Source organism: Marinomonas alcarazii (genome assembly GCF_003208215.1).
Taxonomy (GTDB): domain Bacteria; phylum Pseudomonadota; class Gammaproteobacteria; order Pseudomonadales; family Marinomonadaceae; genus Marinomonas; species Marinomonas alcarazii.
Genome location: NZ_QKLW01000003.1, coordinates 154,234 through 181,216 on the forward strand (window position 1 = coordinate 154,234; position 26,983 = coordinate 181,216).

Here is a 26,983-nt window from a genome sequence, read left to right on the forward strand (position 1 = left end):
CTCTGACTAAAAGCTTCCATGCGTTTAATTGGCGCTGACGTGTCGAGGAACGAGACAATACGCAAGCCAATTGAATTGCATGGACGCTTATGATTACAGCAAACAAGCAAGTATAAATACGTAAGCCAATTGAATTGCATGGACGCTTGTTATGAAGGTCAATAAAGAGGTATTCGATGAAATTTACGCGCATTTTTAACGACGATCAGGGCAAAAGCCACTTCGGTGATTTGAATGTAGATGTCCGTGATGGTGGCCCAATTGGTTTTTTGTCAGAGCGTTTCCCAGTGGGGGAACTGATGTTTCGCGAAACCCCAAGTGACTATGATTTTAAATGGCATCCAGCGCCGCAGCGTCAGTTGCTGTTTATTATCAAAGGGCGTTGTGAGTTTACCGTATCGTCTGGCGAAACTCGTCAGTTTGGCGCAGGTGATGTTGTGTTGTTAGAAGACACCGAAGGCGAAGGTCATTGCAGCAAAGCCTTGTTCAACGAAGTTCGCCACTCGATTTTTGTTACTGTGCCGGAAGATGTGGTGTTTTAACCGAAGGACAGTATAAAAAGGCGGTTTTCTCAATGAGGAAACCGCTTTTTTTTATGTTTAAGCTGGAGGATGATTTTCTATCCAGTGGTTGGCGATGTCTTCGCGGCGGGCGATCCAGACGTTGTCGTGGGATTGTACATAATCTAAGAATTTCTTTAACGCTATAATGCGGCTGGGCTTGCCAAGCGTTCGGCAATGCATGCCGATGGACATCATTTTTGGTGCGGTCGCGCCTTCTTCATACAAACAATCAAAGTTGTCTTTCAAGTATTGGAAAAACTCTTCTGCGTGGTTAAACCCATAAGGTGAGGAAAACTTCATGTCGTTGCAGTCGAGTGTATACGGCACGATCAGGTGCGGTTTGCTACCACCATCAGGTGTGTCGACTTTCACCCAATAAGGTAAGTCATCGCCATAGTTGTCTGAGTCGTATTTGAGTTGTGCTTGTTCTGCAACCAATGTGCGAGTGTTTGGTGAGTCGCGTCCTGTGTACCAGCCAATGGGTTTGACGCCGGTGACTTCTTCGATCAACGCCAGAGCTTGTTGCATGTGCTCGCGTTCTTGTTCGATAGGCATGTCTTGGTAGTGAATCCATTTTAATCCATGGCAAACAATTTCGTGATTACCTTCGACAAAGGCTTTTGCCACTTCTGGATTGCGCTGTAATGCGGTGGCAATGGCGAAAACCGTCAGTGGTAATCCACGCTTTTCGAACTCATTTAGAATGCGCCAAACACCAGTGCGAGAACCATATTCGTAAAGGGATTCCATGCTCATGTGGCGGTCTTTGAAAGGCTGTGCACCGAATATTTCTGATAGAAAGGTTTCGGCGTGTTCATCGCCATGCAAAACGCAGTTTTCACCGCCTTCTTCAAAGTTTAAAACAAACTGTAGAGCAACTCGGGCATTGTTTGGCCATTTTACGTTTGGCAGCCCTTGGCGGCCATAACCCGCGTAATCGCGTTCTAAATAGTGTTTCATGGTCTGGTTCCGTTATTGGTTATGTAATTTGGCAGCGGTTATAGACTCCAGTGAGCATATCGTCCAGTAAAGGCTTTGCTAACTCGCTGTCCGTATTGACCTTTTTTAGAGGTTTGTAAACCTAATTGATGCAATGATTCTGCCAGTTTTACGGCGGCGACAACGCCATCAATGATAGGAACCGGAAGTTCTGATGAGAGTTGTTTGACCAAATTCGACATGCCGGCGCAACCTAGCACAATGGCTTCTGCGCCATCTTGCTCTATGGCCGCAAGGCATTCCGTTTTTAGTAATAAGTAAGCCGCTGGGTCGATATTTTCTAGCGCCAAAACAGGAATGTCGGTGGCTCTTACGCCACTGCAATGATGCTTATGACCATATTTTTGTAGTAAATGCTCACTCGCTGGCAAGGTTCGAGAAAGTGTAGTCACAACCCCAAAACGATGGGCAATCAGGCTGGCCATGTGAAAACCCGCTTCTGCAATGCCAATAACAGGGGCATCGGCCAGTTCTCTTGCTGCGTCTAATGCTGGATCACCAAAGCAGGCGATAATGTGAGCATCGACACCTTGTTGCTTGCCTTGTTCGATAAGATCAAGAAGCGCCGCGCTGGCGATGACTTCATCAAAAGCGCATTCGATGCTTTTAGGGCCATGTTCGGGAGTGCAGGCGATAATTTGCGTGCTATCTAGCGCAACGGATTTGGCGCTCAGCGCCATCGCGTGAGTCATGTCGGCACTGGTGTTTGGGTTTATGAGCTGAATTCGCATGGTGCTCCTAGCGGCCAAAAAGTTTTTGAAAATCAATGTTTTCTTCAGGTTTGGTTTCGAGAATAAGTGAAGATTTTATGTGTTTAAGGTGATGGCTCATCCAGTTTTGTGCCTTGTCTGAGTGTCCTTGATCAAGAATGTCGAGCAACTGAGAGTGGTCGCCACAATCACAGCCGACACTGCCACGGGTGCCGTAAGCCGCTAAAATTAAGGAAGACCGATAACAAAGCTGTTCAACAAAATGTGCTAGTACTTTATTGCCAGATAATGTCGCTAGTTCATAGTGAAAGCGAGCCGTTAACTGAATGGCATCGGCGAGTTGATTATTTTCTTCGGCGCGCTTTTCTTCTATTGCCATAGCGCGAAAGCGTTCAGATTGCGCTGTATCCCAGTGTGTTAGTAAAGCTGGAATGAGTTGTGGTTCGATCAGAATACGGCTGTCTAGTACTTCTATCGCTTCGGTTTTGCTTGGGCGGTTTACTTGCGCACCTTTGTTTTTCTCAATCACCACAAAATGTTCTAAGGCGAGTCGCTGCAATACCTTGCGGATACCTGTTCTGCTTACGCCAAAGGCCTCTGATAAACGGTCTTCTGGTAAGCGCGCCCCAGGCGGTAATTGGTGCTCGACAATCGCTTTTAATATTTGTCTGTAGATGTTCTCGTCATTGGACATGATGGTCTCTATTAATCGTATACAATTTTTTCAGTAAATGTGCTGGTTAAATAATATAGCACGACAATTCGTTGGGGACATCTCAAATAAAAACACAAGTATGTTGCACAATAATGGTGTGATTGTTTTGTTTTTGACTCGCATTAGTGCGTTTTTATGGCGATTTTAGTCCTATGAGGCGTGATTTTTCTTAGGTTCTTTTGTTTCTGTTTTTGGCACATAAATTGTATTTGTTATTGTATACAATTAAAAAGGAAAGAGACCATGAAGCAAGAATTTGAGCAAAGCCCTAGATTAGCGAATAGCGATCTATTGCCGGAGAAAGATCAAAAGTGGGGATGGTATAGCATTTTCGCTTTTTGGATGTCTGATGTGCACAGTGTGGGTGGTTATGTGTTTGCCGCCAGTTTGTTTGCCTTAGGGTTGAATGGTATTCAGGTATTTATCAGTTTGCTATTGGGCATTTCAATCGTATTGGTGTTTGCCAATTTGATGGGCAAACCAGGACAAAAAGCCGGTATCCCTTTTCCTGTCGTAGCGCGTATGTCTTTTGGTGTGTTCGGGGCTAATATTCCAGCCATCATTCGTGGCTTAATTGCCGTGGTTTGGTACGGTATTCAAACCTTTCTGGCATCCAGTTCCTTTATTATCTTATTGCTTTATTTCTTCCCTGAAATGGCATCGCTTGCCGATGAATCTTTTATAGGGCTTTCGTATCTAGGCTGGATTGGCTTTACTGCTATGTGGCTTGTTCAAGGTGTTGTGTTCATGTTTGGTATGGACATGATCCGTAAAGTGATCGATTGGTCTGGCCCTGCTATTTATATTGCTATGTTTGCTTTGTGTATTTACATGATTAATTTAGCTGGCTGGGAAAACATCAGTTTCAACCTAAGTTCATCTAACTTAACGGGTCTGGATGCTTATGCTCAGATGTTCATTGCGATTGCTTTGGTGGCGGCGTATTTTGCAGGGCCAACGTTGAACTTCAGTGACTTCTCTCGCTACTGCGGCAGCTATAAAAAATTGAAACTAGGCAACCTATTGGGTTTGCCAGTTAACTTTGTATTGTTCTCTTTGTTCAGTGTGGTGATTGTTTCGGCTTCGATTCCTGTATTCGGTCAGATGATTACCGACCCTGTGGAAACCGTGAAACGTCTTGATTCTGGTTTTATCACGGTACTGGGTGCATTGACATTTATCTTTGCGACAGTGGGTATTAATATTGTGGCGAACTTTGTCGCGCCAGCGTTTGATTTTTCCAACGTATCGCCACAGAAAATTAGCTTTAAAGCGGGTGGTTTTATTGCCGCATTTGGTTCTGTATTGCTAACGCCTTGGAATCTGTTCAATAACCCAGAAGTGATCCATTACACAGTGGATGTATTGGGCGCGATGATCGGGCCTTTGTATGGCATTATTATTGTTGATTACTTCTTTATCAAAAAAGGCAACATCGACATAGCAGCCTTGTATACAGAGTCACCAAAAGGGGCTTATTGGTATGAGAACGGGGTGAATAAAAAGAGTGTTTATGCTTTGTTGATTGCGGGTTTTGTTTCTATCTTAGCGACCTTTGTTTTTAGTTCCTTGGCAAATTACGCCATATTCATTGGCGGTATTGTCGCGGCGTTGGTTTATCGTTACATGATGGAGCCTGAGCGTGTTGCTTTGCAAAGTATGAACCTTGCGAAGTCATAATTTACGTTAAGAAAACGTTTAGACAATTAAAAGCCCCCGTATTGAAAAATGCGGGGGCTTTTTGTTGTTACGAGATCTATTAAACCGAATTAAGCTGAGGCGGCAAGATCCGCTTCGGCCTCTGCCAGCATGTCGAATTCTTCTTCTGGTGTTTTCGCCACAAGGCGGTTTTTGCTATAGAAGAAGTAGTACGCTGCGCCAATCACGAACAAGATAAGAGTGTAGTTAAAGGCACGTGGATCGTAAGCGTAAACCCCAGTTAGAGCCAATAGAGACAATATGAAAGCAACGGACGATGTGAAGATACCGCCAGGTGTTTTGTATGGGCGTTCCATATTTGGTTGCTTGATGCGCAATAAGATATGGCTTAACGCCATCAAGGCATAAGACACAGTCGCGCCAACCACGGCCATGGCTAACATTAAATCGCCTTCGCCAGTCAAAGAGGCAAGAAAGCCCAAAATGCCAGGGACAATCAAAGCACGAGAAGGTACTTTGCGTTTATCGGTAACAGACAAGCTTTTAGGAAGGTAACCGGCACGAGATAAGGCGAATACCAAACGGCTGTAACCGTAGATGATGGAGAAGAAAGAGGCGATTAAGCCAGCAAGCCCTAAGACGTTAACCGCGGTTGCCAGAGTGCCGTGACCCGCAAAGTTCAAGGCATCCACCAAAGGTACTGCGCTTTTGCTCATGGCGTCTGCACCCGCGGCGCCCGCCAATAAAAACACCACTAAAAGAGCCGTGAAAAGTAAGAAAATCATCGCGCCGATAATGCCCTTAGGCACATCTTTCGCTGGGTCTTTTGCTTCTTCCGCTGCAAGAGGAACACCTTCAACAGCCAAGAACAGCCACATGCCAAATGGCAATGCCGCCCAAACGCCATACCAACCCATTGGCATAAATTCAGACGCTCCAGCCGCATCGGTTACGGCCACATCGAATAAACGGCTGGTATCAAAATCACCAATCAAGGCAACCGCGGTGGCTAAGATGGCGATAACCGCCAAGCCACTGATGACCATCATAACTTTTAGTGCTTCACCAACCCCAGCCAAGTGGATGGCAATAAAGACCAGATAAAACGCCGCATAAACCCAAGGTCCATTAAAGCCTAAGAGGGCTTCCACCGCGGAACCGATGAAAATAACAATGGCCGCTGGTGCCAAGGCGTATTCGATTAATACGGCTAAGCCTGTTAAATAGCCGCCTGTTGGTCCCATGGCTTGGCGCGCAAAACTGTAACCACCGCCAGCTGCTGGAATGGCCGCAGACATTTCAGCTAAGGATAAAACCAGCGTCAGATACATAACCGCCATGAGTCCTGCCGCAATAGCAAAACCGCCCCAGCCCGCTTCGGCAATACCAAAGTTCCAGCCTGCGAAATCGCCTGATATTACGTATGAAACCCCCAAACCCGCTAGCAGAATCCAGCCAGCGGAACCTCTTTTTAACTGGCGTTTTGCCAGGTATTCTTTATCTAATTGATCACTCATTGTCGTTCCTTATATGCTCTAGTTAAGTGGTTTAACCGTCATTTTTACCCGATGGGCTTATGTGTTTCTTGTCCCTAAGAGATTAGGAAGTTCTTCGACTCCTTGCTGGTGTCCATAATTAAATCATCGTCTGATCTGTCTTTGAGTTTGACGCCTGATAGTTTCAGGGTTCGTGCTTCGTTTAATAAATAAAAAGCTTTGCGTGCCGCTTCTTGGTACACCAAGCCCGCAGGGCGAACGTTGGAGATACAGTTGCGGTAGGCGTCGGTAAAGCCTACTTTGCCGCCCCAAGTCAGGTATAAACCTAAGCTGTCGGGGGAACTAAGCCCGGGGCGTTCGCCGATTAACACCAAAACGCACTTGGCGTTTAGTCGTTCGCAAATATCATCACCAATTGCGACGCGACCTTGTTTTACAAAACAGATGGGCGCTAGCTTCCAGTCTTTAATATGGCTGGAGAGGGCTTGCAGAAAAGGTAGGGTATTTTGTTCTATTGCGAGAGAGGACAAGCCATCTACCACCACAATCGCAAGATCATAATCTTGTGAAGTGGAAGCTCTGTGCTCGTCTAGTTTATTGGCAGATTCTTCGTCTAGCCTGCGGCCATAATCTGGACGCTGAAGATAGGTTGCGCGGTCCGTCGCGCGACTGTGCAACATTAGGGGGGCACAGTGTTTCGTCCAATCTTTCGCCCAATCCTGTTCCATGAGTGCCTGCGATAAGGCATCGCTATCGAGCTGTGTGTGAACGGCGTCAATGGCCTGAGCGTGGGCAAGCTGGAAAGCGAGTAAATGTCTGGTTGGAACACTGATACCTGAACGCCCTAAACCAACGCGAGCATCGGTGAAGGCGTTCAGCTTGCTCCACGCGTTTTCCGTAACTGGCTCTGCATGTGGGTGCGTTGGGAAAGTCTTATCAGACTGGCTCATGGGCGACCTCCAATAAGACGATTCAGGGACTTATGAAACGCATCGGGCAATTGGTGATTAAGAGTGAATTGCTCGTTATTTTTGAAAATTTCCATCTTGGCGAGCCAGAGGTCAAACTCTGGTGAAGGCTTCAATCCTAAAACCTTGCGAGCATACAGTGCGTCATGGAACGAGGTGGTCTGGTAGTTCAACATGATATCGTCAGAACCTGGGATGCCCATAACAAAAGTGCAACCAGCGACACCTAAAAGTGTCAGTAAATTATCCATGTCGTTTTGGTCGGCTTCGGCGTGGTTGGTGTAACAGACGTCGCAACCCATGGGTAAGCCAAGCAATTTGCCACAGAAGTGATCTTCCAAACCTGCACGGGTAATTTCTTTGCCATCGTACAAATATTCTGGGCCGATAAAGCCGACAACCGTATTGACCAAAAGTGGATTGAACTTACGTGCTACTGCATAAGCGCGCGCTTCGCAGGTTTGCTGGTCCAACCCATGGTTGGCGTTGGCCGATAAGGCACTGCCTTGTCCCGTTTCGAAATACATCACGTTGTTGCCAACCGTGCCGCGATTCAGCGACAAGGCGGCGTCTTGGGCTTCGGCCAGATTCGCAAGATTAAAGCCAAAGCTGTCGTTGGTCGCTTGGGTTCCGCCTATCGACTGGAATACCAAATCCACTGGTGCGCCTTGCTCGATGCATTCAATGGTGTTGGTAACGTGAGTTAAAACGCAGGATTGGGTCGGGATTTCATAATGCTGGATGACTTCATCCATCATCTTAATCAAGCGCGTGGCTTGCTGCACGTTGTCGGTGGCAGGGTTGATGCCGATCACCGCATCACCATTGGCGTAGAGCAAACCGTCTAACATGCTGGCCGCGATGCCGGTCAAATCATCGGTTGGATGGTTTGGTTGTAAGCGCGTCGACAAATGCCCAGGCAAACCAATGGTGTTGCGAAACGCGGTTTTTACATGGCATTTTTTCGCGACCAGAATCAAATCCTGATTACGCATGATTTTACTCACGGCGGCCGCCATTTCTGGTGTTACACCGGGGCGAATCTGAGTAAGCATCTCGCTGGTGGCTAAATCACTTAATAACCAATCACGAAATCCACCCACAGTAAGGTGGGAAATCAAAGAAAAAGCGTTTTTGTCATGATCGTCTAATATTAATCGGGTAATTTCATCTTCTTCGTAGGGAACAAGCGCTTGTTCAAGGAAAAGGCTTAGCGGTACATCGGCTAATGTCATTTGTGCGATAACACGCTCTTCGGCGCTAGCGGCGGCAACGCCTGCCAAGCGATCACCAGATCGTGCAGGTGTCGCTTTCGCCATTAAGTCCGCAAGATCGACAAAGCCGAAGGTGCGTTCTCCGACGGTGTTGGTAAATTGAAACTTTTTCAGTTTAAAGGTCGAATGTATTGTACTCATAGTGGTCTCGCGCGCTTTACTGAGAGGGTGTAGGTTCAAGAAAGCAAACGAAAAGGGTGTCAATTTTGCATAGCTTGAACACAGATGACATAAGTTAACATTACGGAATTCCATAAAACGACGTTATCGAATAATGGCAAAATTAGAAAAGGCTATATATTTCAATTTGTTAGGTTAGTTTTTTATTCAGTACGAAGGAAACAAACAAACATGGACAGGCGTGATTATGTCGAATTTAATGATTGATGCACCAAAAGGGTGCTTTTATCCTCATGTATCGGAAGCGCATGATGCTGATTTGCACGCGAGTAATTTGACTAACTGGCAGCAAGAGTACGATCAAACCAGTCGTGGTAGTTTTTACGGTCGTATTGTTGAGCTGCCGTTTGATGGCCTACAAGTTTTTTGTGAATACACCAGTCAGGCATTGCAGCAAAAATGTGTCGTTTGGCCAGACTCTGTTTGGTTGGGGATTCCTCTTGCCGATCAAGAAGAAAGCCGTATTAACGGCTTAACCATCCATCCCAATAATATTATGTGCCGACCGGGCGACTGTGATTTTCAGTTATCGACACCGCAAGATTATGATTTGTATGGACTTGTTGTGGATCGCTCTAAGTTGATCAAGATGGCGACAATTCATGGTTTGGATATTAACTGGAAAGAACTTACCGAGCATGGACGCCTTGGCGTGCCAGATAAAACCTTAGCCGAAGTACGCTTCGTGTTAGCGCGTTTACTTTCGTTGCAAAATAAAGAAACACCGCCACGATTACAGCAAGACATTGTGATGATGGCGTTGCTCGAAGTGCTTAAAGTTGAAGAGCCCCTGCCAGCGAAAACACAAAGTTATTATCACCGTAAAACCGTTGTAGACACGGCACGTCAGTTCTTAGATCACCACCTTGATGAACCGGTCACTGTGACGCAATTGTGTGAAGTCACCAATGTCTGCCGTCGCACACTGCAATACAGTTTTGAAAGCATCCTCGGCGTCAGCCCAATCCAATATCTACGCATCAGTCGTTTAAATGGCGTGCGTCGTTCACTTGTGCAGGCAAACAGTGACGAGGCAGTCAGCGACATCGCCGCGCAATGGGGGTTTTGGCATATGAGCCAGTTTGCCAAAGACTACAAACAGTTGTTTGGCGAACAGCCTTCGCAGACATTAGAGTGGAGTGGTGTATAAATAATGAGCGTTCAAATTCGTCCAGCTGTCATTGATGACTTACCTGCATTAACCGATCTTTATAATCACTACATAGTGAATACGGCGACGACCTTTGATATAGAGCCTTATACCCTAGAGGGTAGAGCGGTTTGGTTCGCACAATTTGCGCTCACAGGTCGACATCGTTTACTGGTAGCGGATCAAGACGGTGACATTCTTGGCTATGCTTGTAGTGCTCAATTCAAACCAAAGCGCGCTTATGAAACCTCAGTGGAAGTCAGTATTTATCTAAAGCCAAATACCAAAGGTCGAGGTTTGGGAACGGCTTTGTACCTTGAATTGTTTGAGCAATTGGAAACAGAAGACGTGCATCGTGCCTACGCAGGTATCACTTTACCTAACGAAGCTTCGCGTATTATCCATGAAAAATTTGGTTTTGAATCCGTAGGTGTTTACCTCGAAGTGGGCCGAAAGTTTGGGCAATACTGGGATGTTGAATGGTTCGAAAAAGAAGTTGGTGGAAGTCATTAAAAAGCCAAGCCCAACGCTTTTGCGAAATTGGGCTTGGCTTAAAGTCGCTTTTCTCTATATTGCTTTACACGATTGCCTTTCAATAAGACGACAGCCGAGTTCTACTCTTCGTGCAGGTGCATTTTTGCTTGTGCGACGGGTGAGAAGTTCTAGCTCTTCCAAAGCACAACGGGCAATGTGATGCAGCGGCGTATGAACGGTTGATAGCGCGGGTTGCATCATTTGGCCTGCAAACACGTCATCAAACCCAAGAATGGAAACATCCTGAGGTACTTGAATGTCTTTCTTTTGTAAGGCGTTTAAGACACCAATGGCAACGTTATCGGCAAGACAAAAGAAGGCTGTGATCTGATTCAAATCGGGATGCTGTTCTAACCACTTACTCATGCCTTTTTCAGCAATGTCTGGCTGGAAACTGTCCAGTTGAATATCAGTCGCTGAAAGGCCAAGTTCGAGGTGCTCGTTAATGGCTTCTTTAAAGCCATCAAGTCGTTGCCTGATGGTATAACGTCCTGGCCAAGAGACAATGCCTATGTTTCTGTGCCCCAGCTCAATTAAGTGCTCAACGCCCAGACGAGCCCCATTTCTATCGCCAATACCGACTGATCCAATGTGCATGCCGGGTTCTTGCCCTGCGAGCAAAATACAGGGCAAATTGGTGTTGATGACTTCATTTAGGAGCTTTTGGTTTTCGTCAAAATACACCAAAATACCGTCACATTTTGTCTTTGTCATGCGCTCCGATATCTTGTTGTAGTCACCTTTAAGTTCGTCAATCAAAATGGGTTCAATTTCGACCCCCTTTTGCTCGCATTCCTTACGCAGTGTTTCAAGTATGGTCCATGAGACGAAGTTGACGTCGGTTTGCCTTAGGCGATCAGAATCTACAAACAGGGCGATTTTACGCAATGTCGGTGTCTGCGCGCGTTTGATACGAGAATCTAAATAGCCAATGTCCTTGGCTATTTGTAATACTCGTTGGCGAACATCATCAGAGATTTTGGCAGTGCCATTCAGTACATGACTGACCGTACTGATGGCAACGCCACTTCTTTCTGATATTTTCTTTAAACTCATAGTTTATTTGACTCCACTGCCTGCTACGCCCTCAGTAATGTATTTTTGTAAAACAAGAAAGACGATGGTCACTGGTATCAGTGCAATAACGGTCATCGCGAGAATATAGTGCCACTCTACCGAGAATTGCCCTTGGAAAGCATTTAACCCAATTTGTAGCGTGTAGTTCTCTGGACTTGATAACACGATCAATGGCCAGAGGAAATCATTCCATCGCCATATTACAGAGAATATGGCCAATACCGCCAGAGCTGGTGCACAAAGCGGTAACACTATGCGCCAGTAAATACGAAATTCTGAAGCCGCATCAACTCGTGCTGCCTCTATCAAATCATCTGGGATGGTTAGCATATATTGGCGCAGCATAAACACACCAGTTGGTGTGGCGACCGTTGCAAATATAACTCCCCACAAATTATCGGCTAAATTTAAGCCGACAATGACAATGAAGGCGGGCACCATTATGACAGAAAGTGGCAGCATCAAGGTGGACAAAATCAACATGAAGATTGCGTTTTTGCCACGGAATTTATACTTGGATAAAGCAAAGGCCGCCATAGAATTAAGCAGTAGTGTCAAAATTGTTGCGACCACGGTGACAAATACCGTGTTGTTGATGTATGTAAAAAAGTCAAAACGTTCAAGAGGGTCCGTATAGTTCTGCCATTGGAAATTTACGTCCTTTAGTTGAGTGATTTCTGAAGTGGGTACTTGAAGCGTTTTTTCAGGGTTGTCTATGTCTACTACCGTGGCTTTTATGCCGATGCGACGTACTAAGGCGACGTTTTTGATTTCGCCATTAGGTTGAGTCCACTTCCAAACAGAAAGATCTTTGTCGTAGCCTTCTACCTGAGTATTTACCGTAGATTGTGGAATGAGGCTAGGTGGGAAACTGTTTACTTCCGCTTCAGTTTTAAGTGATGACAGCATAGCCCAAGCAATTGGAATGGCAATTACAGCGGTGCCGAGTGTTAGCCAAAGCCAAGACAAAATATCGGTAATGTCCATTTTGCCGTGATGACGAGTACGGGTTAAAAATTTAAGCATAATTAGTACTCCGCTTTTTTCGCTAGCCAGACTTGTATTAATGTCAGCGCGAGTAGGGCTAAGCCCATTAATACCGATGCCGCAGATGCCAGACCATAGAGTCTAACTTCTGAACTGAAGGCGGTTTGATAAATAAATTGCACAATAAAGGTGTTTGCGGTTCCGGGACCACCACCATCTGTCAGTACCCAGGCTTCATCGAACACTTGCACTGATCGAATCAATAAGAGCACAGCAACCACTAATAAGTTTGGTGTGAGTAATGGCAGGGTGATACGCCAGAACTGTCGCCATTCACTCGTGCCATCGACTTTTGCAGCTTCGTAAATGTCTCTTGGAATGGCTTGTAGGCCCGCCAAAATGATCAGAGTAAAGAAGCCCATATGAAACCATATAGAGACATAAACTACCCAAAAGCGAGACCACCAGACCTCCAGTAGAAAAATGGTGCGTTCGCCACCAAGGTCTAGAACCAACGAGTTCAGCAACCCATCACGAGCAAGAAACCATTTCCAGATTAGACCGACAACTACAGGAGAAAGCAGTACCGGATAAAAGAAAATGGAGCGGAAAAGCGCTTTGCCTTTGGTTAGGCGGTTTAGCACCACTGCGGTGATAAGCGCCATGACTAAAGTGCCTGTGGCGTTAAGTAATGTGTACCACCATGTGTTGTGAATCGCTGTCCAAAATAGGTCAAACTCACAACTAGCTGGGTCCATGTAGCTGCCACAGTTGAGTAGGCGAGAAAAGTTTTCGAAGCCGATAAATGGACGATCCCAGATCAGCATATTAGTGCCGCCGGTAAAGGCGTAAGCTATGGCTAAACCAACAGGTAAAAAAACGAATAAAGAAAATAGCACCATGTTTGGAGCGACAAACAGGTAGCCCATGCGTTGCACGCCTATCTTTTTCTGCAGATAGACTGTCGGCAATTCAATGAAACGCATGAATTTATCGAGAATCGAGAAAAGGAAAGCGGACAGGTTTTTCATGATTCTATCCTCTTAAATGCTTGGTCGGTTTTATCACAAAAAACGTGCATAAATTGGGAGCTGAAGCGGAGATAGATTGTGTCGCCAATTTCGGCCTCAAAATGATGTGGGAGGTGTGCCACTAGATCTTCGCTTTCTCCTTTGAGTGACCCGTAGATAAAAGTTTCATGTCCCATACATTCTAGTTGAGTGATTTCCAGTGGAATTCCAGACTCGGCTATTTCTATGTGTGAAGGCCGAACACCAAGGGTGACACTGTCGCCGATTTTGGCGTTCTCTGAGGCGACAGGAATACAGAAGTGATCAATAGTGTTGGAAGTTACTTCAATCCCACTGTCAGACACATTGGTAATTTTAGATTTGAACATGTTCATTTTGGGGGAGCCAATAAATTCGGCAACGAAACGATTAGCAGGGCGTTCGAAAAGATCTAGTGGCTTGCCGACTTGTTCTATTTTACCTGCGTTTACCACAACAATTTTCTCAGCCATGGTCATGGCTTCCACCTGATCGTGGGTTACATAAATCATGGTGGTGTTTAGCTTTTTATGAAGCTTAGTGATTTCGCCGCGGGTTTGTACGCGTAGTTTGGCGTCTAGGTTAGACAGAGGCTCGTCAAATAAAAATACTTTTGGATTGCGGACTATGGCTCGACCAATAGCGACTCGTTGTCTTTGACCGCCAGACAGAGCCCTAGGCTTTCTGTCCATATAAGGTAGAAGGTCAAGTAGCTTGGCTGCTTTTTGGATGCGCTCTTCAATGATGGCCCGGTCCATATTGAGATTTTCAAGACCAAAAGAAAGATTCTTTTTCACTGTCATATGCGGATAGAGAGCATAGGATTGGAACACCATGGCGATTTCTCGCTCAGCAGGAGAAAGTCGATTAACGACTTTGCCATCAAATAGGATTTCTCCTGAAGTAATGTCTTCTAATCCAGAAATTAAACGTAATAAAGTAGACTTGCCGCAACCTGAAGGCCCTACTAAAGCGACAAACTCGCCATCTTCAATGTCGACATTGACATGATGCATGACATCAATAGATTCATAGCGTTTGTGAAGGTTTTTGAGCTGAATGGCAGCCATGTGTTGCTCCTGTTTTTTTTTATCGTTATGAGAGTATTTGTTAATGTGAGTGTTAGTGTGTTTTGTTAGTAAAACTCCGATACTCAGATAGAAAGAGTGAGGCAAGTGCTTGGCCGTAGGGTGTTGGGGTGTTGCCAATTTGTTTATAAAACTCTAAAGAGTGACCCATAGCCGTGCCATCTGAAACTTCTTCTAGAATGCCATTTTCATTGATCCTTTTGATCACTGCATTTAGGCATAAATGAATCATTTCTTGGTATTCAGTAATGTCTAGCAGCCCTTCGCGACAGCCAGCCAGTAAACCATAACCAATGGCTGCGGTGGCCGATGCTTCAATAGGTGAACTAGGGTCATTGAGCAGAGTATGGAACATGCCATCTTTACGCTGGCATTCTTTTAGGGCTCTGACTTGTGTTAAATACACATTTTTGAGCTGTCGGGCGGTGACGCTTTGTGGCTCAAGAATGCGGAATAGTTCAGGAATGGAAAGGGTTAGCCAGGCATTACCTCGAGCCCAAAGTGCGTTGGCAAAGTTGTGACGCCCAAGGAAAGTCCAGCCATGGTAAAACAAGCCACTTCGAGTGTCGCCAAGAAAGCGGATATGACATAAATACTGATATTGTGCTTCTTGTGTCCATTCTGGGCGTTGGCAAAGTTTGCCTGCCGCTCCCATAAACAAAGCGGCCATAAATAAGGTGTCATCCCAAAGTTCACCGTCGTTATCGCGTTCTTTAACGAGATGCTGGTATCCTTCTTCTTCGGTTTTTGGCATTTTTGTGTGAATCCAGTCGGCCCATTCTTCGACAATGCTTTTCCAGTCATCCCGTTGAAAGTGTTCAGCTAGTAGTGCTAGCGTTAGCATAGGAGCAGTGGAATTCACTTGGCGGCGAGGTAAACCACGTTGGATCTGCCAATCATACCAGCGGCCAATGCGTTCAAGTGCGGCTTGGTCATTGCGTTCTTTAGCATCACGAAAATCACCGTATAACCCGACACCAACTTCCCAATCCCATTCGTCGAAAAGAATATCATCACTGGATTTTGCTTCGACATTGCCTATGCCTTTAAGTGAGCGAAAACCTCTGGACAATGATGTTAAAGCCTCATTTAAAATATGTGTATTGATGTTTGCTTGCATGTTTGTGCTCTCCAAATACTTAGCCTCTATCATTTAATAAACAGAGCCTTGATAAACTGTGGCTTATAAATAGCCCTAATACATTGTGATAAAAGACGTTATGAGGATAAGTCCTGCCAAGGTATAAGTTCGGTGTTGCAAAAAGCTAAGTGTGGTATTGGCGATAAGGGGGCAAACGGGATAGGTATGCCTTCTAGATGAATACCAGAAAGGTAGTTTAAGGTCAGTGTGCCATTGTCATAATTTAGACTGACTTGGTTGTTTTCGTCTTGGAATTCAGGGGCGTGTGCTAAGCAGTGCTCACGAAAACGGGCCAAACTCGTGTGTTCTTCTATTTCTCCAGTAATCACTATCCATGCGGAATGATTACTGTAGGCACGCCACTCATAGCCAGAGTAAAGTCCGTGTTTTAGTGGTTGTAAGGCTTGAGACGAATAAATACCGATTAGCGCTGAACCAGAACGAGCAAACAGCCAATTAGACTCTTCAATAAATTCGTCACAGATTGGCGCTGGTACAAACGCATGGGTAAAGTTAATAGAGTCAGTGAAGGCTCTTTGGTCAAAAATCATAAAGCCTATGTTTTTATATTGCGCCACTTTAGGATGAACACCATTGCCGGCCCAATAAGAAGGTCGACTACCTCCCCAAACTTTTAGATCACCAGGATGGTTGATCCAGAAACGAGCCAATGGGTGAGCGTTGGTTTGCACATCTAAAAAGTGCTGCTGGTGGCCTTTTTGTCCTGTCTTGTAGTCGGATACAGTCGATAGCTGCAATGACGTAGACTTCCATAGGGTGATCTTCGCGTTGTGATCTAAGCCTTGCGTGTATCTTGAGTAAATGGATTCTCCAGCAGGCACACTTAGTAAACGCTGGCAAAGCTGAGGCGGTTGGTAGTCGCTCACTGCTAATAACGCGGTTACTCGGTCGTAGCCTGGATACCATTGTCCACCAAAAGCTATGGCGGCTATCGATCCAAGCTCGGTTGCTGGTCCTGCTAGTAATTCTTTTTCATAAATGCGACCTTGAGAGCCGGCGCATACGCTGCCAGTGGTGTGAAGGGCGACCATGATAAAAATCTGATCAATCAACTGCTTAGCCCTAGAAACCAAACTGTCGTCTTCTGCATTGGTCATTAGAGTAAATAAGCCAAGAAAATCAATCGGGTAGTAAGCCGCTGAGTTCCATTCTGCCAGCCCGTGATCATCCATTGAGTCAAACCAACGTATTAAACGAGCGTGGGCTTGAGCTTTGTGTTGTCTGCCTGTTTTACCACTATTGGGGAAGATCTCATCTTCGAATAAGCTGCCGGCAAGATACTGCGCAACGTGGAAGCATAAAACATGGTTTTCGCTCCAGAACCACATAACATCATTGCCCGGTTCATCTAACCAGTAGCGGAAGTTTAGTGCTTCGTGTTTGACTTGATCCCAAAGGGCTGGTTCGAGTTGAGAGTAACCATAGCTTTTGTACATCCAAAGAAGTGGCAATATCCAGAAATCCGCGCAATCGTGGCGCTCTTTAATAGGCAGTAGGGCTCGTTCAATAAGGCGGCTGGCTAATTCTGGCTGTTGTTTTAAGGCCAGAGCAGCTAAGGCTCTGGCTGGTTCTTCTTTGCCATGGCTGAGCATGGTTTCTAAGGCGAGTGCTTTACGAGATATTAAGTTCTCAGCAGTAACATCGATCGCTGGTGGTAAAATGGTCGTGCCAAGGCTGCGGCTAAAAGTAAGAGGTCCAGTTTTAACTAAGAAACGTAGAGAGATACAACCTGCGTTTAGCCCTGTTGTATTAAAAAGAGTGGCTGAAGAAAATGATTTTTCAACGAAAAAGCTGACTTCTTCTTGCATCTTCATGCCATCAAGCAATACATTCATAGTAACGGTTTCGCTTGGATAGCTACCAGTATCAAGTTGTACTTTGGTGGCTTTTTTAGGTTTGTAATCTGCTTGAATTAATAGATCTTCATTGCAATAAAATACTTGGTTAGTGCGTAACCCTTCGAGTGTTTTCTCGATTTCTTTTACTTCTTCTTCGTCGATTTCAAGGGATAGCCCCGTTTTGATTTGATCGCCTTTTTTAAGCGTCAAGACAAAGTAGCAGCTAGCGTCACGCTCATGTAATTCCTCCAAAAAGACAATCAGTTCACAGTTCCCTTTTGGAAGATTTAAGGTGAAGGACTGGCTTGTTGGTTCATTGCGTTGATAATGGTCAAGCTGAATCACTTTTTCGCCATCTTGCCAAATGTGGACACCGCCGCAAGTTTCTAAGGAAAACTCAGCTTCTTGGGCTTGTTCGGAGTATAAAGAGCAAGTCAGCCAGCGTTTTATTAAAGTTGGGCGAAAGCGAAAAGTGGAAAAGTCTACGCGATTGTCTTCGCCGCCAAAATAGATTTCAGGGAAAGAAAGGTCGTTAGGAAGGGATACGGTCCGCTGAGCAATATGTTCCCTCAAACTTTCTCTACAGGGTAGATCCCCTGTATCTACCCAGCCGTTAATAAAGCGATAGTCTACGGCGTCAGGCATGGTTCTGGCTTCGCCTGGAAAATAAGTTTCTTCTGCAGGAGACATAGCCCAGCGATTGATTGCGCTGTTAGTAGCAAGGTCCCAATAGATTTTATTTTTATTCATTATGGGTCTCTTATCTTAGTGAAATTTTTTTCATTATTTTTTTATTTAAAATGATGTTTTAAATATATTTGGCAATTTTTTTCAGTATATGTCTATAATCTAATCGCTATCAATAGTAAGTATTGAATTATTTTAATGAAAATATTTTCATTACCTTGATCAAATAAAAAGAAAATGAGGTGAAGTAAATGGCTCGTTTGAATCTTGTTCTAAGTACTTTTGCAGCCGCATCGTTATTGGCTGGACAGGCACATGCTGCAACACAAAATTTAACTTTTTGGTTTACCGATGATGATCCTAACTATGTAAAAAAAATGGGTGAGTTGGTAGAAAAGTTTGATAAAGCACACCCAGATATTTCGGTGGAGTACGTTACGACCAGTTATGCGCAATCCAAAGAACAGCTGCCTTTACAGCTGTCTGTAGGAGAAGGCCCTGATCTTGCGAAAATCGCGGATAATTCACTCATAAGATTCACTTTAGACTTACGTCCTTATATGAAGGATCCCGATGGCTTTGCGGAACTGCATGGCAACACATTGAGTTTATTGCGTGATGAAAAGAGTGCCCCAGATAAGATTGGTGGCTATGTGGCATCACAGACTCTTAACCAGCCTTTTGTTAATGTTACCTTGTTTGAACAAGCTGGAGTCCCGCTGCCTAAAAAAGGTGCAACGCTTGCTGATATTGTTGCAGCTTCAGTAAAAGTAGCAGATAAAACTGGCGTCGATATTCCTTTCACTATGGACCGCTCAGGGCACCGTTTTAGTGGACCGGCCTATTCTTATGGTGCCAACTTTGTTAATGATGATGGCACCTTTAATTTCCCTGATGCGCCTACCAAAGCTTACATAAAAGACCTTTATCACTGGACTCAAACAGGGGCTTTCCCCAAAGAAATGTGGGGAGCTGCAGGCGGTACTCGCTATAAAAATATGGGCGACGAGTTTATTAATGCCAACGTAGTGACCTATTTTGCGGGTAACTGGATGGTAAACCCTTTTAAAGAAAAAATAGGTGATGCATTTGAATGGAGTGCTTTGGATGCGCCTTGTGGTGATGGTGGCTGTATTCCTATGCCAGGAGCAACTTATGTGGCGGCATTTAAACATACTAAGCACCCTGAAGCGGTCGCTGAATTGATTGAGTATTTGGGTTCTGAGCCCGTACAAAGAGAGCTTGCAGAAGAGTTTATTATTATCCCAGGTGCAAATGTACAAAACCTGAATTACCAACTTGATGATGAAAACGCTAAAGCAGCGATGACTGTGTTTGCAAATAACGCAAGCAATGTCACTGAGAGCATCCGTCGACTTCAAAAAGCGAAAGGCGCCAATATCGTCTATGACTCCGCTGTACAACGAATGAGTCAGCTGATCGTAGGTGAACTAACCCTTGAGGAAACTTATGACAGAATGGCTTCCGATGTTGCAAAAGGTAACGCGGAGTTAAGTAAGCAATAGTGCTTTATCTAGTATGAAGAAGGCTTCTACGGCGAAAGTTTGAGCAGCGGTAAAACGCTGCTTTTTTTTGTCTAAAATCTGACTATATAAAGGAAGCCTCCTTAACCTATGTTAATTCCTTATCTGCTCGGCTCCTGTAATCTTGGTTGTATTCCATGTTTGTTCATTATTAAAGGGCGCAAATTATGTTGTTATCACCAAGTCTACAAAACTATGTATCCGACCTTGGGTTGGCGGTTCCGGAGCAGCTGAACATTGAATTTGTTATGGCGTTGCAAGAAAAGCATGTGGCTCGTTATAGCTTTAATAGTTTGGCAGTGGTGCTAGGGGAAGATATTTCTCTGGATGTAGAGGCAATCAGCGAGAAAATAGTGACGCGCGGTTTGGGTGGTTATTGCTTTGAGCATAATAAGTTGACGTTTGAGCTATTAAAAGCCTTGGGTTATGACGTGCAGCTTAAGTTGGCAAGAGTACTGAATAATAATGTTGAGCGTGAAGCGGGCAGAACGCATCGAGTGACCTTGTTAACCTTAGAAGGCGTGAGTTATTTGGTCGATACCGGTTTTGGTGGTAATGGGCCGATTGCACCGTTGCGGTTAGATATAAACACGCCGCAAACGGCTGGTTTAGATCGTTATCGAGTGCTAGGCAGAGGCAATGGTGAGTATGATTTGCAGGTCGTGAAGGCCGATGACTATTTTACCCTTTATCGCTTTGATAGCGCTGTTTATACCGATGCTGATTGCGCGCTGGGGCATTTTTATTCTCATAAACATCCTAGTGCTGTGTTTTTAAAGAACTTGATGGTGACCTTGAAGAAGCAAGACCAGACGGTTGCTTTGGTGAATGCCGAACTTACGATTAGAGGTCGCCACGGCAAGCGCAAGCAGTTAATTGAAAGCCCTGAATCATTGGGCAATATTTTGAGCTCTGAGTTTGATATTACCCTTGAGCCAGCTGTGATTGAGCATCTTTTTATCCGCTTTGTGGCGCCTATTTTGGCCGAAAATAAAGTCGGGGTAACGTCATGAGCTCATTTTTTACCTTGTTGCTGTGGGCTTGGTTGATGGCGTCTTCTTTTATCGTATCGGGTCATATGGTGGAATACGCCAGTCCGGTTGCGACTTCAGCGTTTCGCTTTTTATTGGCAATGTTGATTATGTTGCCAGCGTTGTTGTTCAGTTGGCAGCGAGCTAAGTTGAATAAAACCGAGCAGTTTAAGGCGTTGTTTGCTTCTCGTCAGCGGCTTTTTCATTATGTGGTGATAAGCGGCGCGTTGGTGGGATTTTTCATCGGATTGTTTGTGGCGTTGCAGTCGACTACGCCTCTGAATACGTCTGTTTTGTATACACTGGTTCCTTTAATTGGTGTGATGATTGCGAGAGCTTGGATCAAGGAAATCGCACCTGTGTGGCGAGTTGTCGGGTTTGTTCTTGGCTCAATCGGCGCGATGACTGTGTTGTTTTCTACACAAGGTGTTTCTACAAAAGGCTTTCCTGCTCAGGGTAACGACGGATTTCAGTGGCATTCCGGTGATTACATTTTTGTTGGGGCGTGTTTCTTATTGGCCTTGCATGTGGTGTCGGTTCAAAAGTGGGGCCGTTCGTTAGGGGCATTATCCGGCGCGTTTATGATTATGTTATTTGGCACCTTGTGGCTGCTGCCTATTGCGTTGATTTGGGGGGAGCTTGGTCAGGTGCAATGGTTGTCGCAAGGTTTCTGGGTAAATGTGTTGTATTTAACGGTGTTTACTACCTTATTTACCTTTGTATTGCAGCAGCGTTTGGTGATGGCGGTTGGGGCAAGTCGCTTACTTGCGATGTCTTATACGATACCCGTTTGGGTGGCGTTATTTACCGCGCTGACACAATCGCGTTTATTAAGCTTGGTCGATTGGCCTTTCGCTTCTGGCATTGTATTGTTAGCTATCGCACTGTTTCTTATTGATGGCAATTTCAGCAAGGTAAAAATAGCCCATGGATCGAATGCAACTGCAAAATAGCTTTCAAGCCTATTTTAACGAATTGGGCTATGACATCGATTGGCAAAGACTGACGGTGCCAATGGATATTCATGTCATTCGAAAAGGCGATTATTTGTTTCAGCAAGGGGATTTTGCGAATCGTCTGTTCTTTTTACATTCTGGATTAGTGCGTTATGTGAGTGTCTCTGATGAAGGGAAAGAGTTCACGCAAACCTTTGCCAAGAGTCCCAGAATCATTGGCTCAACCAAGGCGATGGTGACCGAAGCACGTGTTTTGTTCGGAATTCAAGCTTTAGAAGACTGCATGGTCTCTTCTTATCCTTGGCGAGCTTTTTACGAGCAGATGCGTCAGGATATTGGTTTTTTAGAGTGTTACGCCAAATTTCTTGAACGTATTTTTATTACTAAAGAAGAGCGTGAAAATGCTTTTGTAAAACATTCTGCTGAGCGTCGTTATCTCGATTTTTGTGCCGACTATCCTGAACTTAAAAATGTGATTCCACAGCAACAAATTGCGTCTTATATCGGAATTACGCCGGTGGCATTGAGTAGAATTCGACAGAAGCTGAAATGGCATCGAGACTGATAGTTGGTGCGATTGTTCCTCTTGATCACTTCTTTAAATCATTAATTTTGTCCCTAGCTGTTTTATTGGATTTGACCATTTGATGAAATGAATTGGGACGCACGGCGCCAGAGCTTTCATCCATTTGTTTATTTCTAGATAAGAAAATCTTATGAGTATCAATGCCTTGAAATGCTATTAAGAAAATTTATGGCTGCTTTTCTGTTTAGGCATACTCCATGCAATTCTCCTTGTTGCGGACTGACAAAGTAGCGTCTTTCTACTTTGTCTATGTTTCATAACAAAAATAAGGAGAAACAAGATAATGCTAACGAATAAAACGATCGTAATTACTGGTGTGTCTTCTGGCATCGGGGCAGACGTAGCAAGGCTTGCTCGTTTCCGCGGTGCGCGGGTTATAGGGATTGATCGTAATGAACCCAGTATGACGCTGGATGGCTTTGTACAAATAGATTTGGGTAATCCTACCGCGATTGATGCTGCTTTAGATTCATTACCAGAAAAAATCGATGCTCTTTGTAATATTGCAGGTGTTCCCGGTACGGCTGACGCTGATTTGGTTGGTCGGGTGAATTATCTGGGCTTACGTCATTTAACGGAAGCGCTTATTCCTCGATTCACTAAGGGTGCCAGCATTGTCAATGTAGCCTCTGTCTTGGGTATTGAATGGCCAGAGCGTTTAGAAAAGCATAAGGCGTTAGCGGACACCTCTTATTTTGAAGAAGGCGCTGCTTGGCTGAAAAAGAATCCCGTGCCACAAGAAACTTGTTATCAATATTTTAAAGAAGCCCTGATTGTTTGGTCTACGCAACAAGCCTTTACTTGGTTTCGTGATCATGGCGTACGCATGAACTGTGTGGCTCCCGGTCCTGTTTTTACGCCCATTTTAGGCGACTTTGTGTCTATGTTAGGCGAAGAACGTGTCCAAAAAGACGCAGAACGAATGATTCGTCCAGCGTATTCGGATGAAGTGGCTGAAGTGATTGGCTTTCTTTGCTCTGATGCATCCCGCTGGGTGTGTGGCGTGAATATTCCTGTGGATGGCGGTTTAGCTTCAACGTATCTTTAATGAGGTTTACTACGACAGACAGATGCAAAAGATAGCCCCGTGATCTAGCTTCCTCATGGGGCTCTTTTATTTTGCATGGCAATGTTTGGGTCTTATTTATTCTTCTTTAATCGATAAGCCAGTTGGGGCCTGCTTAGGCCAACTCGCCTTGCGGCCTCTGATAAGTTGCCTTGGGCATTATCGACGGCTTCTTGTAATAGGCTTTGTTCAAGCTTTTCGATATCAAGATGATCTTCCCCGCCGACAAATTGCGTGATGTATTCTAAGAGGGAGTTTGTGGATGCTTTTTTGTCATCAACATGGCTTAGCGTGCCTTGGTGATTTACGGAATAGATAATGTCTTCGGGAATAAACTCATTTCTAAACAAATGCGGCAGATCAATGGGTTCGCCTTCTTCTGAAGCGATCACACCGCGCTCCATTAAATTTTGTAGCTCACGAATATTACCCGGAAAGCCATAATTTAATAGCGCTTGTCGTGCAGATTGAGTCATGCCCGAAGGGGCTTTTTGATGCTGTTGACAAAACTGATGGTAGAAGTGGTTTACCAGCAGTGGAATATCGGCTTTTCTATCTCTTAGTGGCGGTAAATGGATAGGAAATACGTTTAAACGAAAGAAAAGGTCTTCGCGGAATTCGCCTTTATCAACGGCCTTGCGCAAGTCGACATTGGTTGCCGCGACGACTCGTACATTGACCTTAATCGCCGAGACTCCTCCGACTCGCTCTACCTCTTTTTCTTGTAAAACCCGTAATAATTTACTTTGCCCTGCAAGGCTCAGCGTGCCGATTTCATCCAAGAATAGAGTGCCACCGTTTGCTCGCTCAAAACGTCCTGGGCGACTGCTTGTCGCGCCGGTGTAAGCGCCTTTTTCGACACCAAATAGCTCACTTTCCATTAGGTTTTCCGGAATGGCGGCGCAGTTAAATGCCACAAAAGGGCCTGTTTGACGGCTAAACTTATGCAGCATGCTGGCAAAAAGCTCTTTGCCGACGCCAGATTCGCCAGTGAATAAAACGGTGGCATTCGTTGGTGCCACTTTTTGTAATGAATGATTCGCGGCGGTAAACGCAGCGGATACGCCAATCATTTTGGGCTGATCATCCGGTGTATCCAACTCCATCTTATCGAACTGCGTATCTGGTTTTATACGCATGTCTGCTTCGTTGGTGGTGACGTTGAGAAATCGAATGTCGTCTTCGATATCGTCCCAAAGTTCAGCAGATTTACCGACGACTCGACAGATGGAATGTCCCATGGACTGGCATTCTACCTCGCGAAAAATTACCAAAGAACCCACTAAGCCTGAGACGTAGCCGATGGCGTAGCCTAACTCCATCCAGCAGGCGGGTGAGCTCCCAATGCCATAGGCAGCAATATGTTCTTCGTCTTCACTGCTGTGATGCCAAAAAAACTCACCGTCATACAGGCCCTTTTCAGTATCAAACTCAAAGAAAATCGTTTCCACTTTAACAACGCCTTCTAAACCATGAAGGTGAGTACCGGCTTCAAAAATGGAGGCGGGGTCTGAATCGGGCCAACGCTTTTGAATGAGCTCAGCGTCGCGCAGGCCAGATAGATAACCCGTTCGAGTGAGAATGTCGCGAGACTTATCAAGACCAAGAGAGTCAATCATTTCGCGTCGTAAGAGCCCAAATGAAGAACTATGGATTAACAGCATGCGTTGATCGTCTAACCAAATACGGCCATCTCCTGGCGAGAAAAACAGGCATTCGGTCAGCTCTTCTACGGTGGGAGTGTGTTGGCTATCTAGTTCACGGGAGCTGCCTTTGAGTAAGATCTTTTCGCTGTTTTTAGCCAAATCTGCCAAGGAAATTCGATGCGAGTTTGTCATTATTATTTTTCCTCTTTCATCTGCTTGATGAAATGATCAACTGCTTTTTTCCTAGTGTTGATTGCGTTTGATGATATCGTCAAGTGTGCTGTGCAATATTTAAGCTATGCTAAACCGTGTTGATTCTCTTTAATGCGGCTTAAATGCAATGTTTATCAATGGTTTAGCTACTCTATGTAGGGTGAAAAGAAAATAATCATATTTCGGCATAGGTATTGCTTTAAGTATTAGAACGAAAAATATGCAATGGATAACAGGCAAATTTGTCTGCATTGCAGTTGTCATTCTAGTCATAAACCAATCAATAAAAATAAATAGGAGAGCAGATATGACGGTATCCGTACTGGCATCCAAAAAATGGTCTGGGGCGTTTTTTACAGGTGATTGGGTTGCGGCCTCAAATAAGCAAGAGGTGATAGAGCCAGCAACAGGTAAGGTTTTAAGTGAAGTGGCCATCGCCACAGCAGACGATGTATATGCCGCATGCGAACGGGCGCAGGAAGCGCAAAAAGAATGGGTAAAAGTCCCACCGAGAGACAAGGCTACCTTGTTTCATAAAGCCGCGACTTTTATTCAAGATAATGCGGAAGAGCTTGCTTTGTATATCGCTCGTGAAACGGGCGGTATCATTCCTAAAGGCCAACACGAAGTAAAAGAAGCCATATTAATCCTGCAATTGGCAGCCAATATGACATTGGAGCCTAATGGTCTGACGCTACCTGCTGGGCCTGAACGCATGTCTTATGCAACACGTAAGGCGATTGGTGTGGTGGGTGTTATTTCGCCTTTTAATTTTCCAATGATTCTTTCTATTCGGTCGATTGCTCCTGCCTTAGCGGTGGGTAATGCTGTGGTGACCAAGCCCGATCCTCAAACGCCAGTAACGGGTGGTTTTATACTCGCTCTTGCTTTAGAAGCAGCTGGTTTACCAAAGGGGGTGTTTCAAGTATTCCCAGGTGCAGTAGACGCTGGGGAAGCACTTTGTGCCGCACCAGAAATAGGTATGGTGGCGTTCACTGGGTCTACTGCGGCAGGTCGGAAAGTGGGTGAAGCTTGTGGCCGTAACTTAAAAAAAGTGTCTCTTGAGTTAGGTGGTAAGAGCTCACTGATTATTTTGGAAGATGCTGATCTTGATGTAGCGGCGAGCAATATTGCTTGGGGCGCGTATTTCCATCAAGGGCAAATTTGTATGGCATCTGGCCGTATTTTGGTTCAAGAAAGCATCGCAGAAGCGTTAACCGCAAAAATTGTCGAAAAAGCGCAACATTTACCGGTTGGCGATCCTGTGTCTGGGAAAGTGGCTTTAGGGCCTCTGATTAATCAGCGTCAACTTGAAAAAGTTCATGCCATTGTACAAGACACCATTGCGGCGGGCGCTAAATTAGAAGCGGGCGGCACCTATGACGGGCCTTTTTACTCGCCAACAGTATTGAGCAATGTGAAACCAGGCATGCGCTCCTTTGAAGAGGAAATTTTTGGTCCAGTGGTCAATATCGTTACCTTTAAAAGCGATGAGGAGGCGATTGTGATGGCGAACAATACACAATATGGCTTAGCGGGCGCGGTGATCTCGAATGATCTTTCCCGTGCGCAGCGTATTGGGGCTCAGTTGCATGTTGGTCTACTGCATATCAATGATCAAACCGTTAATGATGAATGCATTAACCCCTTTGGTGGTTGTGGTGCATCCGGTAATGGCAATTCGGTTTGTGGCCCTGCGGATTGGGATCTTTATACTCATTGGCAATGGGTAACGGTTAAGCAAAATGCGACGCCTTATCCATTTTAATCTAAGTAAAAGTGGCTAAGCTATTTTAAACTTAAAA

At 45.0% G+C, this 26,983-nt stretch carries 23 protein-coding genes; 10 read left to right on the forward strand and 13 right to left on the reverse strand.

Annotated elements, in window-relative coordinates:
• The first annotated feature begins 176 nt into the window (after positions 1 to 176).
• Positions 177 to 542: a cupin domain-containing protein gene (locus tag DFP75_RS08945; RefSeq protein ID WP_110574757.1), complete on the forward strand. Its 366-nt coding sequence runs from the start codon at positions 177 to 179 to the stop codon at positions 540 to 542.
• Between the two features lie 57 nt (positions 543 to 599).
• Here the strand turns inward: DFP75_RS08945 and puuE are convergent, their stop codons facing one another.
• From puuE to DFP75_RS08960, 3 genes are read right to left on the reverse strand one after another with little or no spacing between them, the layout of a single operon-like run.
• Complete coding sequence (gene puuE / locus DFP75_RS08950; protein WP_110574760.1) at positions 600 to 1,523, reverse strand: allantoinase PuuE; 924 nt, start codon at positions 1,521 to 1,523, stop codon at positions 600 to 602.
• 38 nt (positions 1,524 to 1,561) lie between these two features.
• The gene (locus DFP75_RS08955; RefSeq protein ID WP_110574762.1) at positions 1,562 to 2,293 is read right to left on the reverse strand and encodes an aspartate/glutamate racemase family protein; all 732 of its coding nucleotides are present in this window, start codon (positions 2,291 to 2,293) and stop codon (positions 1,562 to 1,564) included.
• A 7-nt stretch (positions 2,294 to 2,300) separates the two neighbouring features.
• Positions 2,301 to 2,966 (reverse strand): GntR family transcriptional regulator, encoded by a 666-nt coding sequence (locus DFP75_RS08960; RefSeq protein WP_110574764.1) that lies wholly within the window; start codon positions 2,964 to 2,966, stop codon positions 2,301 to 2,303.
• A gap of 264 nt (positions 2,967 to 3,230) precedes the next feature.
• Here DFP75_RS08960 and DFP75_RS08965 point away from each other — a divergent pair, with 264 nt between their 5' ends.
• The gene (locus DFP75_RS08965) at positions 3,231 to 4,667 is read left to right on the forward strand and encodes an NCS1 family nucleobase:cation symporter-1 (protein ID WP_110574766.1); all 1,437 of its coding nucleotides are present in this window, start codon (positions 3,231 to 3,233) and stop codon (positions 4,665 to 4,667) included.
• Between the two features lie 89 nt (positions 4,668 to 4,756).
• On the opposite strand, the gene eat is transcribed toward DFP75_RS08965, so the two are convergent.
• The 3 genes from eat to DFP75_RS08980 form a co-directional block, all read right to left on the reverse strand.
• On the reverse strand, positions 4,757 to 6,163 hold the full coding sequence (gene eat / locus DFP75_RS08970; RefSeq protein ID WP_110574768.1) for an ethanolamine permease: 1,407 nt from the start codon (positions 6,161 to 6,163) through the stop codon (positions 4,757 to 4,759).
• 74 nt (positions 6,164 to 6,237) lie between these two features.
• Positions 6,238 to 7,092 carry an ethanolamine ammonia-lyase subunit EutC gene (gene eutC / locus DFP75_RS08975; RefSeq protein ID WP_110574770.1) on the reverse strand — a complete coding sequence of 285 codons (855 nt, stop codon included), beginning with the start codon at positions 7,090 to 7,092 and terminating at the stop codon, positions 6,238 to 6,240.
• Complete coding sequence (locus tag DFP75_RS08980) at positions 7,089 to 8,525, reverse strand: ethanolamine ammonia-lyase subunit EutB (RefSeq protein WP_110574773.1); 1,437 nt, start codon at positions 8,523 to 8,525, stop codon at positions 7,089 to 7,091. The genes eutC and DFP75_RS08980 overlap by 4 nt, the downstream gene beginning before the upstream one ends.
• Positions 8,526 to 8,751: 226 nt before the next feature.
• On the opposite strand from DFP75_RS08980, the gene DFP75_RS08985 reads away from it, so the two are divergent.
• Together DFP75_RS08985 and DFP75_RS08990 are read left to right on the forward strand one after the other, a co-directional pair.
• On the forward strand, positions 8,752 to 9,714 hold the full coding sequence (locus tag DFP75_RS08985; protein WP_110574775.1) for a helix-turn-helix domain-containing protein: 963 nt from the start codon (positions 8,752 to 8,754) through the stop codon (positions 9,712 to 9,714).
• Positions 9,715 to 9,717: 3 nt separating this feature from the next.
• Complete coding sequence (locus DFP75_RS08990; RefSeq protein WP_110574776.1) at positions 9,718 to 10,227, forward strand: GNAT family N-acetyltransferase; 510 nt, start codon at positions 9,718 to 9,720, stop codon at positions 10,225 to 10,227.
• 54 nt (positions 10,228 to 10,281) lie between these two features.
• On the opposite strand, the gene DFP75_RS08995 is transcribed toward DFP75_RS08990, so the two are convergent.
• The 6 genes from DFP75_RS08995 to DFP75_RS09020 all read right to left on the reverse strand — a co-directional run bounded on the left by DFP75_RS08995 (position 10,282) and on the right by DFP75_RS09020 (position 18,199).
• A complete protein-coding gene (locus tag DFP75_RS08995; protein ID WP_110574778.1) occupies positions 10,282 to 11,304 on the reverse strand; it encodes a LacI family DNA-binding transcriptional regulator in 1,023 nt (340 codons plus the stop codon).
• Positions 11,305 to 11,307: 3 nt separating this feature from the next.
• Positions 11,308 to 12,351, reverse strand: coding sequence for a carbohydrate ABC transporter permease (locus DFP75_RS09000; protein WP_110574780.1), 1,044 nt, complete (start codon positions 12,349 to 12,351; stop codon positions 11,308 to 11,310).
• Positions 12,352 to 12,353: 2 nt separating this feature from the next.
• A complete protein-coding gene (locus tag DFP75_RS09005) occupies positions 12,354 to 13,343 on the reverse strand; it encodes a carbohydrate ABC transporter permease (protein ID WP_110574782.1) in 990 nt (329 codons plus the stop codon).
• On the reverse strand, positions 13,340 to 14,431 hold the full coding sequence (locus DFP75_RS09010) for an ABC transporter ATP-binding protein (protein ID WP_110574784.1): 1,092 nt from the start codon (positions 14,429 to 14,431) through the stop codon (positions 13,340 to 13,342). The genes DFP75_RS09005 and DFP75_RS09010 overlap by 4 nt, the downstream gene beginning before the upstream one ends.
• A 52-nt stretch (positions 14,432 to 14,483) precedes the next feature.
• On the reverse strand, positions 14,484 to 15,569 hold the full coding sequence (gene bglB, locus DFP75_RS09015) for a beta-galactosidase BglB (protein ID WP_110574786.1): 1,086 nt from the start codon (positions 15,567 to 15,569) through the stop codon (positions 14,484 to 14,486).
• Between the two features lie 98 nt (positions 15,570 to 15,667).
• Complete coding sequence (locus DFP75_RS09020) at positions 15,668 to 18,199, reverse strand: hypothetical protein (RefSeq protein ID WP_110574789.1); 2,532 nt, start codon at positions 18,197 to 18,199, stop codon at positions 15,668 to 15,670.
• Positions 18,200 to 18,387: 188 nt separating this feature from the next.
• Here DFP75_RS09020 and DFP75_RS09025 point away from each other — a divergent pair, with 188 nt between their 5' ends.
• The 5 genes from DFP75_RS09025 to DFP75_RS09045 all read left to right on the forward strand — a co-directional run bounded on the left by DFP75_RS09025 (position 18,388) and on the right by DFP75_RS09045 (position 23,301).
• Positions 18,388 to 19,662 (forward strand): ABC transporter substrate-binding protein, encoded by a 1,275-nt coding sequence (locus tag DFP75_RS09025; protein WP_110574791.1) that lies wholly within the window; start codon positions 18,388 to 18,390, stop codon positions 19,660 to 19,662.
• A gap of 185 nt (positions 19,663 to 19,847) precedes the next feature.
• Complete coding sequence (locus tag DFP75_RS09030) at positions 19,848 to 20,693, forward strand: arylamine N-acetyltransferase family protein (RefSeq protein ID WP_110574793.1); 846 nt, start codon at positions 19,848 to 19,850, stop codon at positions 20,691 to 20,693.
• Positions 20,690 to 21,664: a DMT family transporter gene (locus tag DFP75_RS09035; RefSeq protein ID WP_110574795.1), complete on the forward strand. Its 975-nt coding sequence runs from the start codon at positions 20,690 to 20,692 to the stop codon at positions 21,662 to 21,664. Before DFP75_RS09030 ends, DFP75_RS09035 begins: the two co-directional genes overlap by 4 nt.
• The gene (locus DFP75_RS09040) at positions 21,639 to 22,232 is read left to right on the forward strand and encodes a Crp/Fnr family transcriptional regulator (RefSeq protein WP_110574797.1); all 594 of its coding nucleotides are present in this window, start codon (positions 21,639 to 21,641) and stop codon (positions 22,230 to 22,232) included. Before DFP75_RS09035 ends, DFP75_RS09040 begins: the two co-directional genes overlap by 26 nt.
• A gap of 304 nt (positions 22,233 to 22,536) precedes the next feature.
• Positions 22,537 to 23,301 carry a coniferyl-alcohol dehydrogenase gene (locus tag DFP75_RS09045; protein ID WP_245927019.1) on the forward strand — a complete coding sequence of 255 codons (765 nt, stop codon included), beginning with the start codon at positions 22,537 to 22,539 and terminating at the stop codon, positions 23,299 to 23,301.
• A 92-nt stretch (positions 23,302 to 23,393) separates the two neighbouring features.
• On the opposite strand, the gene DFP75_RS09050 is transcribed toward DFP75_RS09045, so the two are convergent.
• Positions 23,394 to 25,157 carry a sigma-54-dependent Fis family transcriptional regulator gene (locus DFP75_RS09050; protein ID WP_110574801.1) on the reverse strand — a complete coding sequence of 588 codons (1,764 nt, stop codon included), beginning with the start codon at positions 25,155 to 25,157 and terminating at the stop codon, positions 23,394 to 23,396.
• A gap of 328 nt (positions 25,158 to 25,485) precedes the next feature.
• Between DFP75_RS09050 and DFP75_RS09055 the strand changes: the two genes are divergently transcribed.
• On the forward strand, positions 25,486 to 26,946 hold the full coding sequence (locus tag DFP75_RS09055) for a benzaldehyde dehydrogenase (protein ID WP_110574803.1): 1,461 nt from the start codon (positions 25,486 to 25,488) through the stop codon (positions 26,944 to 26,946).
• Positions 26,947 to 26,983 lie beyond the last annotated feature (37 nt).